Source organism: Cytophaga sp. (assembly GCF_051961495.1).
In the GTDB taxonomy this organism is placed as follows: domain Bacteria; phylum Bacteroidota; class Bacteroidia; order Cytophagales; family Cytophagaceae; genus Cytophaga.
Genome location: NZ_JBQCDF010000182.1, coordinates 1 through 14308, shown reverse-complemented (window position 1 = coordinate 14308; position 14308 = coordinate 1). Strand labels below are relative to the sequence as shown.

13 protein-coding genes and 1 pseudogene are annotated in these 14308 nt (G+C 39.1%); 3 read left to right on the top strand and 11 right to left on the bottom strand.

Annotation, left to right across the window (positions count from 1 at the left end; genetic code table 11):
• Positions 1 to 6: 6 nt before the first annotated feature.
• Both ACTHJT_RS09705 and ACTHJT_RS09700 read right to left on the bottom strand, forming a co-directional pair.
• Positions 7 to 1182, bottom strand: a pseudogene (locus ACTHJT_RS09705) (1-deoxy-D-xylulose-5-phosphate reductoisomerase).
• Positions 1179 to 2678: a GH3 auxin-responsive promoter family protein gene (locus ACTHJT_RS09700; protein WP_440237828.1), complete on the bottom strand. Its 1500-nt coding sequence runs from the start codon at positions 2676 to 2678 to the stop codon at positions 1179 to 1181. Before ACTHJT_RS09700 ends, ACTHJT_RS09705 begins: the two are co-directional and overlap by 4 nt.
• A gap of 119 nt (positions 2679 to 2797) precedes the next feature.
• On the opposite strand from ACTHJT_RS09700, the gene ACTHJT_RS09695 reads away from it, so the two are divergent.
• The 3 genes from ACTHJT_RS09695 to ACTHJT_RS09685 all read left to right on the top strand — a co-directional run bounded on the left by ACTHJT_RS09695 (position 2798) and on the right by ACTHJT_RS09685 (position 5506).
• Complete coding sequence (locus ACTHJT_RS09695; RefSeq protein ID WP_440237827.1) at positions 2798 to 3514, top strand: glycosyltransferase family 2 protein; 717 nt, start codon at positions 2798 to 2800, stop codon at positions 3512 to 3514.
• A 158-nt stretch (positions 3515 to 3672) separates the two neighbouring features.
• Positions 3673 to 5094, top strand: a complete 1422-nt coding sequence (locus ACTHJT_RS09690; protein ID WP_440237826.1) for a trypsin-like peptidase domain-containing protein — start codon at positions 3673 to 3675, stop codon at positions 5092 to 5094.
• Between the two features lie 28 nt (positions 5095 to 5122).
• Positions 5123 to 5506: a lipocalin family protein gene (locus ACTHJT_RS09685; RefSeq protein WP_440237825.1), complete on the top strand. Its 384-nt coding sequence runs from the start codon at positions 5123 to 5125 to the stop codon at positions 5504 to 5506.
• Positions 5507 to 5646: 140 nt separating this feature from the next.
• On the opposite strand, the gene dnaA is transcribed toward ACTHJT_RS09685, so the two are convergent.
• The 9 genes from dnaA to bamD all read right to left on the bottom strand — a co-directional run.
• Entirely contained in the window at positions 5647 to 7062 is a 1416-nt protein-coding gene (dnaA, locus tag ACTHJT_RS09680) for a chromosomal replication initiator protein DnaA (RefSeq protein ID WP_440237824.1), read from the bottom strand.
• 318 nt (positions 7063 to 7380) lie between these two features.
• Positions 7381 to 8640, bottom strand: a complete 1260-nt coding sequence (locus tag ACTHJT_RS09675; RefSeq protein WP_440237823.1) for an S-adenosylmethionine:tRNA ribosyltransferase-isomerase — start codon at positions 8638 to 8640, stop codon at positions 7381 to 7383.
• A 91-nt stretch (positions 8641 to 8731) separates the two neighbouring features.
• Positions 8732 to 9556: an enoyl-ACP reductase FabI gene (locus ACTHJT_RS09670; RefSeq protein ID WP_440237822.1), complete on the bottom strand. Its 825-nt coding sequence runs from the start codon at positions 9554 to 9556 to the stop codon at positions 8732 to 8734.
• 57 nt (positions 9557 to 9613) lie between these two features.
• Entirely contained in the window at positions 9614 to 11266 is a 1653-nt protein-coding gene (gene recN / locus ACTHJT_RS09665) for a DNA repair protein RecN (protein ID WP_440237821.1), read from the bottom strand.
• A gap of 8 nt (positions 11267 to 11274) precedes the next feature.
• Positions 11275 to 11502 carry a hypothetical protein gene (locus tag ACTHJT_RS09660; protein ID WP_440237820.1) on the bottom strand — a complete coding sequence of 76 codons (228 nt, stop codon included), beginning with the start codon at positions 11500 to 11502 and terminating at the stop codon, positions 11275 to 11277.
• A gap of 50 nt (positions 11503 to 11552) precedes the next feature.
• Entirely contained in the window at positions 11553 to 12452 is a 900-nt protein-coding gene (locus ACTHJT_RS09655) for a DUF4835 family protein (protein WP_440237819.1), read from the bottom strand.
• Positions 12449 to 13654: a bifunctional phosphopantothenoylcysteine decarboxylase/phosphopantothenate--cysteine ligase CoaBC gene (coaBC, locus tag ACTHJT_RS09650; RefSeq protein ID WP_440237818.1), complete on the bottom strand. Its 1206-nt coding sequence runs from the start codon at positions 13652 to 13654 to the stop codon at positions 12449 to 12451. Before coaBC ends, ACTHJT_RS09655 begins: the two co-directional genes overlap by 4 nt.
• Positions 13655 to 13662: 8 nt before the next feature.
• Entirely contained in the window at positions 13663 to 14007 is a 345-nt protein-coding gene (locus ACTHJT_RS09645; RefSeq protein ID WP_440237817.1) for a DNA-directed RNA polymerase subunit omega, read from the bottom strand.
• A gap of 26 nt (positions 14008 to 14033) precedes the next feature.
• Positions 14034 to 14308, bottom strand: a 275-nt coding sequence (bamD, locus tag ACTHJT_RS09640) for an outer membrane protein assembly factor BamD (RefSeq protein ID WP_440237816.1), incomplete at its 5' end; no start/stop codon positions are given.

The window sequence follows — 14308 nt, the reverse complement described above, 5'->3', positions numbered from 1 at the left end:
TATTATTTATTTGATTTTGGGCTGAGAAAAGGCTTGTGCTGTTTTTCTGGTTATGGTATCTGTTTCAATATAATCTTCTAAACTCGGTATAGCAATATACGGTACTTTTGCCATACATTCAGCAATCATTTCAGGCATTTCCAAAAATGCGATCTGGTCATTTAAAAATTTCTCCACAGCAATCTCATTCGCAGCATTTAATATGCAAGGCATATTGCCTCCTTTCCGCAAAGCGTCATATGCCAGCGCCAGATTATGAAATGTTTTCATATCCGGTTCTTCAAATGTGAGCGATGGGTATTTCGCAAAATCAAATCTGGGATACGATGCCTTTAAGCGTTCAGGAAAACCAAACGCATATTGAATAGGTAACTTCATGTCCGGCAAACCCATCTGTGCCTTTATGGAACCATCTTCAAATTGCACCATGGAATGAATAATTGACTGCGGATGTACAATAACTTCTATCTGTTCAGCCTTCAGACCAAATAACCATTTTGCCTCAATCACTTCCAATCCTTTATTCATGAGTGATGCTGAATCAATGGTTATTTTGCTGCCCATGCTCCAGTTCGGATGCTTTAGTGCCTGCTGCTTGGTGACCTGCTCCAGCTCTGCCCTGCTCTTTCCCCGGAAAGGGCCGCCGGATGCGGTAAGAATAATTTTTTCAATCGGGTTCATTGTCTCTCCGGGCAGGCATTGAAAAATAGCTGAGTGTTCTGAATCAACCGGTAAAATCGCCACTTTGTGTTTGCGTGCCAGGTTTGTAACAATATCTCCTGCAACAACCAGCGTTTATTTATTGGCAAGTGCAATATGCTTGCCGGCTTTAATAGCATTGATCGTTGGAATAAGACCTGCATAACCTACAAGAGCTGTAAGTACAATATCAATGTCTTCCATTTCAACCACAGAAGCAAGAGCCTTGGCACCGCAATATACTTTTATGTAAAGCGGCTCCAAGGCATTTTTTACCTGTGGATACAAAAGTTCATTTCCTATTACAACAACATTCGGTCTGAACTCAACTGCCTGCTCAATAAGCAAAGATGCATTATTTTCAGCGGTTAAAACCTCAACAACAAATCTGTCTTTATTTGTCCGGATTACTTCCAGTGCCTGCGTTCCAATGGAACCTGTAGAGCCTAAAATTGCTATGTATTTTTTATTCGGATCTTTCATGCGGGAAACTCATTCAGGATAGTATCAGCAAATTTACGGTCATTGGATAAGCGCGGAGCTTTATTTTGCCCACCCAACTTACCCATTTTTTTCATGCCATTGATGAACCCCCCGGCTGCAATACGTGTAATAACTAATGGCCGTAAGATGTTGCCAACAATTAAATCTTTGTAATAAATATTTTTCCGGACCATTTCCTGATCCAGGTCATTAGCAAACTGTTCCATGTCCGCTGGCAATGAAATAAATTCAATAAGCCATTCGTGGTACGGGAGTCCTCCGGCAGGTGTTACCTGGGGAGCAACGGTAAATTCCGTTATAGATACTTCGGGATGTTTCAGCAATGTATTTTGCATGGCCTGCTCTACTTCTTCACCAATCACATGCTCACCAAAAGCAGAAATAAAATGTTTAACCCTGCCTGTTACAACAATGCGGTAAGGACTGGTAGAAACGAATTTTACGGTATCACCTATCGAATAACCAAACAAACCGGCGTTTGTAGACATAACAAGTGCATAGTTGACATCGGTTTCCACTTCGCCGATTGTTAGCCTTGTCGGGTTCTCAGAACCATATTCTTCAGCTGGAATAAATTCATAAAATATTCCGCTGTTTAATAGTAGCAGCAAGCCCGACTGATTCGGCTGATCCTGGAATGCAATAAAACCTTCCGATGCCGGATAAGTTTCTATCGTATCAATCTCTTTTCCGATGCTTTCCATTAATTTTTTCTTGTATGGAGAAAAATTAACACCTCCATACACCAGTAATGAAAATGAAGGGAACACATCTTTGATTTTTTTACCTGTGCGTTGCTGGATATTATCAAAATACATTTGAACCCATGGCGGGATACCACTGATGAGTGACATCTCCTGATTAATGGTTTCATCTACAATGCGATCCAGTTTCTTTTCCCAATCATCCATGCAATTGGTTTCAAAGCTTGGTAGTTGGTTACCCCGCAAATATCCAGGCACATGATGATTAACAATACCGGACAAACGGCCTACATAAATACCCTGTTTCTTTTCCATCACCGGGCTACCGGACAAGAAAATTAATTTCTTATCCAGGAAAGAGGATTTGCCTGTTGTGTGTACATAATTCAGCAATGCATCTTTTGCACCATTTATGTGGTAAGGAATGGAATCTTTCGTGATGGGAATATATTTAACGCCGGATGTTGTTCCGGAAGTTTTTGCAAAATATAGCGGTAAACCCGGCCAGAGTACATTTTCAGTTCCTCGCTTTACAAGTTCTATGTAATCTTTAAATCCTTCATACTCTCTGACAGGAACCTGTGCAGCAAAATCTTTAAAGGTTTTTATTGAACTGAAATTATGATCCTTGCCAAATTTTGTCGCGCCGGCTTTTTTTATTAATTCTAAAAATACTTGTTGCTGAGTTTTAACTGGATTCCTTGTCCATTTCTCTTGCTTTTTTACCACCCAAGCCGCCAGTGGTTTGCTTAATATTGACCGTATACCCATATTCTTTAGCAAGATAAAAAATATATAAGAATTACATTCAATGTTTATTTAAACATTGCCCCTAAAAGAGTTTAATTCCGATAAAAACAATAAATTTGAAAACTATCCTGAACCCAGTTATGACCCAGACCCTCTCCATCGTTATCCCTGCCTACAACGAAGAACGCACCATTCATTTAATTCTGAATAAAGTATTGGAAGTACAGCTCATCAATGGTTTACAGAAAGAAATTATCCTGGTGAATGACTGTTCCAAAGACAATACAAAAGATACGATTGAAAAATACATTACAGCACATCCCGGACACAACATTGTTTTATACAATCATGCAGTGAATCAGGGTAAGGGCGCTGCGCTGCATACAGGAATTGAAAAAGCCAAAGGTGATATTATTATCATTCAGGATGCCGATTTAGAATATGATCCGAGAGAATACAACATACTGCTACAACCGATTACTGAAGGCTTCGCCGATGTCGTATATGGTTCACGGTTCATTGGCGGTAAACCCCACCGGATTTTATTTTTCTGGCATACAATCGGAAATAAAATGTTGACTTTTGCCAGCAATATGTTTACTAATCTGAATTTAACAGATATGGAAACATGTTATAAAGTCTTTAAAAGTGATATAATCAAAAAGGTAATACTGAAAGAAAAACGTTTTGGTTTTGAACCGGAAATAACCGCACGGATTTCTCATATCCCCGGTATACGTATCTACGAAGTTGGTATTTCTTATTATGGCAGGACCTACGAAGAAGGCAAAAAAATTGGCATGAAAGACGCCTTCCGGGCTTTGTACTGTATTGTCCGGTACAACTTATTTTCATAAAAAATCCGCACCCATATCTTATTGGCAAGTTGGCATTCCGGTCTCTCCAGCAACACGTTTTATCAGAATAATACCGGCATCAAAAATTGTATCCTTTTAAATAAGCCTTTAAATTTATCGTTACAAATACGAATCTAAAATAACCTATCTTAAAATTTATGAAAAAAATACTTCTTGTATCATTCATAGGCATATTGACTGGTGCAACAGGATCGTACATGCAACAGCATTTTTCACAGTCAGCTCCTGTTGTTTCTGTAAACACTGGGGATCTGAATAGTCCTGCATATTTCACCAATCATGCGCAATCTGCGAATATTACTTCTACTGACTTTACAGTTGCTTCAGCGATAAGCACACCCAGTGTTGTTTACATCACGACTGTTTCTGCCAATCAAAATTCAAATAACTGGTTTGACTGGTATTTCAATGGCGGCGGTAATAACTTTGTTGCAGGTTCTGGTTCTGGCGTTATCTTCTCTGCCGATGGTTATATCGTTACCAACAACCACGTTATTCAGCGCGCAGAAAAAATCGAAGTAGTTCATAACAAAACTACCTATACAGCAAAAGTTATCGGCACGGATCCATCTTCAGATATTGCTGTTTTAAAAATTGAAGCAGAAAACTTACCTGCTATTAAACTTGGTAATTCGTCACAGGTTAAGATTGGCGAATGGGTATTGGCTGTAGGCAACCCGTTTAATCTGACCTCTACGGTAACAGCAGGTATCGTTTCAGCAAAAGGAAGAAATATTAATATCGTAAACAGCAGTTTCCCGATAGAATCATTCATTCAGACTGATGCCGCGATTAACCCGGGTAATTCAGGCGGCGCGTTGGTAAATACATCAGGTGAACTGATCGGCATTAACACGGCCATTTTATCCAAGACAGGTAGTTATACCGGTTATGGATTCTCTGTTCCGATTGATATTGTAAAAAAAGTTGTTGCCGATTTGATCAAATACGGTGTTGTTCAAAAAGCATTCATGGGAGCAGAAGTAAATGAATTAAATTCAGCTATTGCAAAACAATTAAACCTTTCATCTCTTGATGGTACATATATTACCTATCTGCAAAAAGACGGAGCAGCAGACAAAGCCGGCCTGGTAAAAAATGATGTCCTGTTGAAACTTGATGATAAAGCTATCAATTCAAGAAGCGACTTTGATGAATACATCGCCTACAAATCACCGGGGGAAAAAGTTAAGATTACTTACAAAAGAAACAATGTCATTAAAGAATGTTTTGTAACACTAACAAATGAAGAAGGCAAAACAGATATTGTAAAACACGAACTATATTCTTCGCAAACACTCGGTGCCGATTTCAGCGCCATACCTAAAGTCGAAAAAGATAAAATGGGGTTAAGCAATGGTGTACGTATTGTGAATGTCAGAAACGGCCTTATCAGCCGATTAGGCCTGCCGGAAGGTTTTATCATTACATCCATAAACAGGACGCCTATGAATGAACCTGCAGAGGTTGCAGCCATACTGGAGAACATTCGCGGACAGATCATTATTGAAGGTGTTGGTGGTAATGGCTCCCGTGCGATTTATCAATATTATTTTTAACCATCATTTTACTTAACAAATTAACCTAATGAAAAGAACAACATTTGCGTACGTATTCATTGCAGCAGTTTTATCGCTCATGAGTTTTACTCAAACAGATTTCACAAAAACGCTTATTGGTAAATGGGAATTACAAACCATTCAAAGTCCAGGGAAGCAACCTATGAGTTCCAAAGCAATACTAGGCGATATGTTCCTGGAATTCAAAAGTGATTTCACCTACATAGAAAGCGATGGTGGTTCAGAAACTAAAACGGGGACATGGAAAATTACCGATGATAGTTACCTTCAGATGAAACGGGATAATCAAACAGCTTTTAATGAAAAAGAAAAATTAAAGGAAATTTCACCAGACAAAATAGAACTTACCACTTCCAGTAAAAGCAAGTTTGTTTTTACCCGTATAAAATAGTTTAAAGTAACGTCTTTTAAAAAAGAAAGCGTGATGCTGGTTTGCATCACGCTTTCTTTTTTAAAAGACGTAAAAAAACCGGCATGGCGTCCGGTTTTTTCAAATTAGAGGATTATCCTGACAATTAAACTTATTAAGCTTTACGCCGATTTGATTTTGATTTTTTTGATCAGATCCTGCATGGTAGCTCTGAATTTTTTATCTGTATCCATTAAATCACTAACAGAAGTCAATGCATGGATGACCGTACTATGATCACGGCCACCAAAATGATTTCCGATAGATTTTAAGGACATATTTGTGTATTCCTTCGCGAAATACATAGCAACCTGACGGGCAATTACAATCTCTCTCTTACGGGTCTTGTCTTTCATCTGCTCGATTGTTACCGCAAAGTATTCCGAAACGAATTTCTGTATGTAATCAATGTTAACTTCAGTCTCAACATTCTGAACAATATTCTGAATGATTTGCTTTGCAAGTTCAAGATCAATCTGGCGACCGCTTAATGTGTGCTGAGCAATAAGAGAATTCACAACACCTTCCAGGTCACGCATGTTTGTATCAACACTGTATGCCAGGTAATCAATTACATCAGCAGATATTTCAATGCCTTCAAATTGCATTTTTTTACAAATGATGGCATTTCTTGTTTCATAATCAGGAACTTGTAAATCCGCACTCAATCCCCATTTAAAACGAGACAATAAACGCTCCTGTAAGCCTTTAATATCTTTCGGTGCACAGTCGCTTGTAATGATGATCTGCTTACCCGATTGATGTAAATGGTTAAAGATATGAAAGAATATTTCCTGAGTTTTTTCTTTTCCTGAAAGGAACTGAACATCATCCAGAATCAGAACATCCAAACCAAGGAACTGATTTGTAAATTCCTGAGAAACGTTGTTTTTCATAGCCTCAATAAACTGGCTTAAAAAACGCTCTGAAGGCATGTATAATACCTTTTTATCTGAATGATTCTTTTTAATCTGATTACCGATTGCCTGAACAAGGTGCGTTTTACCCAAACCAACGCTTCCGTATACCAATAGTGGATTAAAAGAAGTTACTCCAGGCTTATTTGCCACCGCCATCCCGGCTGATCTGGCAAGTTTATTACAGTCCCCTTCGATAAAAGTATCGAACGTATAATTTACATTTAACTGAGAATCTATTGGTTGAGTCGGAGCTGCAACTTCTGCTTTTGCTTCTTTCGATACACCCGGATTCACACTTCTTGAAATAATACTACCTTTATGTAAGGTTGTACCATAAGATTTACGATTTAAATCGTTTTTATCCACCAAAATCTGGTATTCAAGCCTTCCGTCCGGCCCTAATTGTTCGTCGATTGCTTTCCTAAGCACATGCACATAATGCTCTTCCAGCCATTCGTAAAAAAACTGACTTGGAACCTGGATTGTTAAGACATTATTAACCAGCATTAAGGGTTCAACCGGCTCAAACCAAGTCTTAAAACTTTGTTCTCCAACACACTGTCTGATGTATTCCAGGCAGCTGTTCCAAACTGATTTACAGTCTCTTACATCAATCATATCTTAAGGGTGTTTAAAAATTATTTCACTTGTTTTTTCAAGGGATGACAAAGATGTGAAAAAATATTTTAGTAAAAAATGACAGCCTGCGCTTGACTTTTTCACTAGTCAGAGCACCACTAATTTAACAATTTGGAAACATTAAAATTCTTTAATTAATACTAAATATTCTTGATATAAGAATATAATTTAACAATTGTTAATAACTTTGTTATCAAATAAAAAAGGCGTGTAAAACAATTTCAACATATGTAATAATTAGCATTGACAATATCATTATTAGTAGTTTCAGTGTTGATAAATTCAACTTTTGGAATATTAACTTATGTTTATTGCCCTGTTACTCAAGGGTTCCGTTTTGAACAATAAAGAACTGTCTCCATAACTTAAAAAACGGTAGTCGTTTTCAAGAGCAAAGACATAAATACGATTCATATTTTCAATTCCCACAAAAGAAGAAACCAGACACAATAATGTACTTTTCGGCTGGTGAAAATTGGTAATAATGGCTTTACACATGGCAAATGTGTAGCCGGGCTTGATAAGCAAAGAAGTCTTTGCACTGAACTGCTCTTTTTTATTGCTGTCTGTATATGCCAGGAGCGCTTGAATAGAATCTTTTACTGAAACCGGAGCAATCCGGTATGCATCCCATTGGGTTAGTTCAGGTATTCCTGCCCCAAAAACAGAGGGATTATGAAATAGTTTACAACCCAGCCAATAAATACTCTCCAGCGTCCGCATAGATGTGGTCCCTACCGGAATAACGATCCTCTCCGGCTGTTCAATGAGCCTTGCGAGAAATGATCTGGAAACACTTATATATTCAGCATGCATTTGGTGGTCGACAATAGATGCTGTCTTCACAGGCTTAAAGGTACCGGCACCTACATGCAATGTAACCTCTTCCTGTTGAATACCTCTTGCAGACAATTGATCCAAAATCTTTTCGGTAAAATGCAGGCCTGCGGTTGGAGCGGCAACAGATCCTTCATGCTTCGCATAAACAGTCTGATAACGCACCTTATCTGATTCTTCTGTTTTCCTTTTCATATAAGGGGGCAAAGGTAAATCGCCCAGTAAAGAAAAAATTTCTGACAGCGTTATTGTATCGCTATTCCAACTTAGTTCAATGATGTAATAATCATCGCGTTGTTCAAGCTGTTTTGCATACAATGAAAGTGTAGCACCTGATCCAAGTTGAACCGTACGAACCAGTACATCCTGTTTCCATCTTTTTGCATTTCCAACAAAACACTTCCAGCGTACTTTCCCAACAGCACTCATGCTTTCTGCCGGCCCGCCCTCGCCTTCCACGGGTTCCAGGCTGAAAATCTCTATCGTCGCGCCGGTAGCAGTCTGAAATAAAAAACGCGCCTGTACAACGCGGGTATTGTTAAAAACGAGCAATGCATTATCCGGTAAATAGTCACCTATGTTTTTAAAAGAACTGTCGATAATCTCATTATTCTTATACACAAGCAGCTTTGAAGCGGCACGATCAGCCAGCGGGTACTCCGCAATACGATGAGGAGGTAAATCGTAGTTATAACTTTCGATGGAATCAATATCAACCATAATTTTTTATGTAGTTTTTACTACTCTTTAATTAAACGGAAAAGCCATCCGTATAAAACAGATGGCCCGTGTATTTACTTTTGGCTTTTTTTCACTGGGAAATCCGTTCTTCGAAGATCTGCATGACTTGCGGTGTCATACCGGTTGAAGAGAAACCTCCGTCATGCATCAGATTCTGCATAGTAACTTTTTTAGTAAGATCTGAAAACATAACGATGGTATAGTCTGCACACTCGTCTGCACTTGCATTACCCAGCGGCGACATCATATCTGCAAAATCATAGAAGGCATCAAAGCCTGAAATACCTTTACCTGCAGTGGTCATAGTCGGAGATTGGGAAATGGTATTAACCCGAACATTTTTCAGTTTGGCAAACCGCGCGCCATACCCCCGGGCAATGGATTCCAAAGTTGCCTTGGCATCTGCCATATCCGTATAATCCGGAAACGACCGCTGAGCTGCAACATACGTCAAGGCTACAATGGAACCGAATTCATTCATGGCGCCTTTTTTCTCTGCCACATGCATGATCTTATGAAACGACAAAGCCGATACATCCAATGTCTTCAAAAACCAATCGTAGTTAAGTTCTCCGTATTCTTTACCCTTACGGATATTGGGACTCATGCCGATCGAATGTAAAATAAAATCTATTTTGCCATCCAGAATTTCAATAGTTTTATCAAACAGATTTTCTATTTCTTCTATAGAGGTTGCATCTGCCGGAATAACCGTAGCATTGCACTTCGCTGCAAGCTTATTAATCTCTCCCATGCGCATAGCAATAGGAGCATTTGTCAATGTAAATACTGCGCCCTCTGCATGCGCTCGTTCTGCGACTTTCCATGCAATGGAATTTTCATCTAAAGCACCGAAAATAATTCCTCTCTTTCCTTTTAACAGATTATAAGCCATGGATAGTAATAGTATAATGTAACTTCAAATATACAATAAATTTAGCTATAACAGGGTTTATTGGGCTGCCAGCATCTCCTTCGCATTTGTCATGGCTGCAGAGCTTGGATTTTCACCACCGATCATTTTAGCAATTTCAGATACGCGTTCTTTGCTGTTCAACTCTTTCATCCGGCTTACAGAGCGTTTCCCGGAGATATCCTTGTAAACAAAATAATGTTTATCTCCCATGGATGCGATCTGCGGTAAATGTGTAATCACAATCACCTGATGCTCTTTAGACATTTCACGGATCATCTTTCCCATTTTGATTGAAACTTCTCCGGAAATACCTGTATCTATCTCGTCAAAGATGATTGTTGGTAAAGCAACTTTATTTGTCAGCACATACTTTATTGCAAGCATCAACCGGGAGAACTCTCCTCCTGAAGCTACTGATTTCAGCTCACCAGGCGCGATCCCTTTATTAGCGCTGAAAAGCATACGGATAGAATCGATACCGCTCAAGCTCGGCTCTTCCTCGCCCAATTCAATCCTGAGCGTAGCATCCGGCATCGCCAGTTCTTTCAACAGGCCTTTCACTTCTTTTTCAAAAACAGGAATAGCCTTCTTCCTGCTTTCTGAAATCCTTTTAGCCTGCATCAATACAGTATTATAAGCCATATCGGATTCTTTTTTGATGTTTGCTAATTCCTGCTGCAGCTGTTCCAAAGAAACAACCTTGCCTTCAAGCGATTCCTGTATAGCCAGCAATTCTTCTACAGTCTGTACACGATGTTTTTTTAATAAGGAATATATTTTATTGAGGCGCTCTTCCAAAGGAGCGATTAATTGCGGATTGTATTCCACCTTTTCTGATTCTGCTTCAAGCTCTGCCTCCAGATCTTTCAATTCAACATAAACGGATTGAAAGCGCTCTGCAAGTGTTTCGTAGGCCGGCGACCATTGTTTAATGGATTGCAACTGTTTGTTAGATACCTGCAGTACAGACAGTACTCCCTGTTCAGCTGAAATGGACTTACCCGCTGCACCTAACTTCTGCTTGATGTCCTCAGCGTGTTCGATTTTCTTTAACGAACTTTCCTTTTCTTCCATTTCACCTGAGCTTAGAGACGCTTCGTGCAATTCTGTGTAGATATACTGATTGTAATCTGCCTGCAGTTGTAATTCATTCAACATCGTTTCCTTCTCCTTTAACAGGTGCTGCAGCGATTTATATTTCTTAAAGACCTGCTGGTATGCATGGATGGATTCCGGATGGGATACAAAAGAATCCAGCAGTGATAGCTGATACATCATACTACCCAGCAGCAAAGTATCATGCTGAGAATGCACGTCCATTAAATAATCACCTAATTTTTTAAGAATCTCCAGTGTTACCGGAGTATCATTTACAAATGCTCTTGATTTACCTGCCGAACTAACTTCCCGGCGTATAATGCATGTATCCGAATAATCCAGGTCGTTTGCTTCAAACAATCCTTGAAGTGCATAGTTTCCAATCTGAAATACACCTTCGATAATACATTTATTTTCTTCGTTCAATAAAACTTTCGTGTCAGCACGCTTACCCAACAAAAGCCCTACTGCGCCCAGCATGATAGACTTACCTGCACCTGTTTCTCCGGTAATGATGTTAAAATGGGGAGATGGGCTGAGATCCAGATCTTCAATTAACGAGTAATTCTGTATAGTTAAATTTTGCAGCATGTGTCGTCTTAGTAAGCAGTCGTTTGATCGGTAATAACTTCAGCAATATCTGAAATTGAAAAAGTATGTTTTTGACTTCTGTAGTCCTTGAATTGACAGGTTGTTTCTGTAAGCAAACTGATCACTCCATGAAAGATGGTATTATCTTTCATCACCAGATGCACTTCTGTATTCAGGAGTTCATTTCTTTTTTGTGGAATGGATGTTCCATTCATTCGTTGTAAACGTTTTCCCATAAAGGCAAGTTAAATACTAGCAAACGAGAAACAAAAAAACAACCGGACAATTACTTCAGGATAACGTTGTAACGTTCCGAATTCAGTGGATCCAGCTCCCGGAGCAAGCCTACGGCTACCGTTTTCTGTTCAATAGCAGCATCACGGAAAATATTAATCAGTTCATCCCTTTTTGCTAAAAAGAAACTTCTGATCAGGATAGAATATGGTTTCAGCTGATTCACCTGTTTCAACGCTTTTAACATATCAATGATCTTGACTCTGGCAGCTGCGGCATCCTTCAGATATGTATCCAGTGCCAGGCGATGATAGTTGTAGAAATTTTCCCTGAACGGCAGCATCATCTGACTGTTCAGGTTTTCAATCAAACCATAACGGTTATTGGGATCACCGCTTGTAGCCCAGCCGCCACCGGCTTCAGCAGCTATATTCACAATATTATATGCTTTTTCAATATAAGGTTGACCACCCAATTTGCCAAAACTGTCATAATCCAATGCCAAAATCACGTAGGCGTAAAAGGCCAGCATGGACGTAAGATTGGATGAAAACATATTGTCGTTATAATTCAATGGCTGGCCTACATTCAATTCAAAATTAAAATTCTTATCAAAGTAGTTGATCAAGGTAGTCTCATACGAAGTACCGTACACAGGACGTGTAGACTGAACCTGTAATGTTGCCGTGTAGGTAAATGCTGATGGCTGTCCGGTAATAGTTATTGCAAAGTTACCACGAATCCGTTCTTGTGTTTCAAAATTATCATTAGTCCATTTACGGTCATTCAAAAATCTGGAAATCGTTTGTTTCATATCTGCAGTAACTGATGTCTGCATATCCGGGATCTGAGATGCATCAATTGTAACATTCACCATAAGTTCCTGTGCAGAGGTTTCCATTCCCCGGATCAGTAAAAGAAAAGCCAGAAGCACAAAAAGTTTATTCTTCATAGTGATAATAAATAAGTTAATATTTCCTTCGCGACAATATCCTTGCTTTGAACAGCTGTTACCACTGCATCTTTCTTTTTCGAATATATGGTAACTTTATTTGTATCGCCGGCAAAGCCAGCTCCTGCGTCATTCAATGAGTTCAAAACAATTGCATCAAAATTCTTTGCATTCATTTTCTTGAGTGCATTTGTTTCCTCATCATTTGTCTCCAGGGCAAAACCAACAAAAAGCTGCTCTGCTTTTTTATTTTGTCCGCAGATCTGAGCAATATCCGGATTTTTCTTCAACCGGATTGTGAAAGAGTCTTCGGCTTTTTTCAATTTTATTGGCGACACTTCTTCAGGTGTATAGTCTGCTACTGCAGCCGCAAAAATTGCGATGTGCTGGTACGCGATCTTAGCTGTAACTGCCTCAAGCATCTGTTGGGCAGAAACTACTTTATGTATCTGAATACCGACAGGTATATTTTTCAAAAGCTGTTCGTGTATTGGTCCGCAAACAAGCGTAACATCTGCGCCCATCTTCCAGGCCTGAATGGCTAACGCTATTCCCATTTTACCGGATGAATGGTTGCCAATAAAACGTACAGGGTCCAGGGCTTCGTATGTAGGACCAGCAGTGATTAACATTTTCTTCGAAGCCAATGGTGCGTCGCTTCCAATGTGCTGTGTTAAAAAACCGACAATATGCTCCGGCTCGGCTAATCGGCCCTGGCCTACCAGGCCGCTTGCGAGCTCGCCAAATTCCGCATCAATAATTTTTACGCCATGCTCTTTAAGCTTCAGAATATTTCCCTGCGTTGAAAAATGTTTATACATGTCCAGATCCATTGCCGGACAAACATATACCGGACATTTGGCAGAAAAATACACCGACAATACGAGGTTATCGCAAATGCCATTTACCATTTTGCCAATGGTATTTTCAGAGGCTGGTGCAATAAGCAGCAAGTCTGCCCACAAAGCTATTTCAACATGGTTGTTCCATGATCCGTTTTCATCCTCGGTAAAAGAATGATACACCGGATATTCAGACAATACTGACAAGGTAAGAGGTGTAATAAAACCAAGAGCAGAAGGCGTCATAATAACACGCACTTCTGCTCCTTGTTTTTTAAGTAATCGTACAATAAACGCAGCCTTATATGCAGCGATACTACCACACACCGCTAACAGAATATTCCGTCCGCGTAAGGTCATATTACTTCTTATTTTTCGTCGTCTTTTTTAGGAGTTGCAGATGCAATCCCGGTATGACGGAACATAACTTTATCTTCTAGGAATTCTTCCGTAGCCAATGTAGAAGGCTTAGGCATTCTCTCATAATACTTGGAAATTTCAATCTGTTCACGGTTTTCAAAGATCTCTTCTAAGTTATCTTCTTTAGAAGCAAACTCTGCCAGTTTAGAGTTTAGTTCTTCTTTTATCTTGATAGAAATTTGTCTAGCACGTCTAGAAATTACCACAAGTGATTCATAAATATTGCCAGTTTTTTCAGCGATCTTATCGTTGTCTCTGGTAACTAAGTTTGCGGATACAATTGGTGATTTCAATCTATTATTATGTTATGTGAATGTATTTATTTTATGTTCATTTTGCCTAATTCCTTAACGATATCATCGTAGTAAACATTGGCCATTTTTTTATGCTGCGTATTTGGATATTTATTCAGAAAATCTTCATAATACCTTAACGCCTGAAAGTATCTGTCTCTTTGTATTGTTCCATGAATACTCTTTTTCGCCAGGTGGTACTGCGATGTATACAAAGTGAAATAAGCTTTCTCTGTATATTCTGAATTCGGATAATCTTTTATAAAATTATTGAGTGCAACAACAGCTGATTTATAATTGC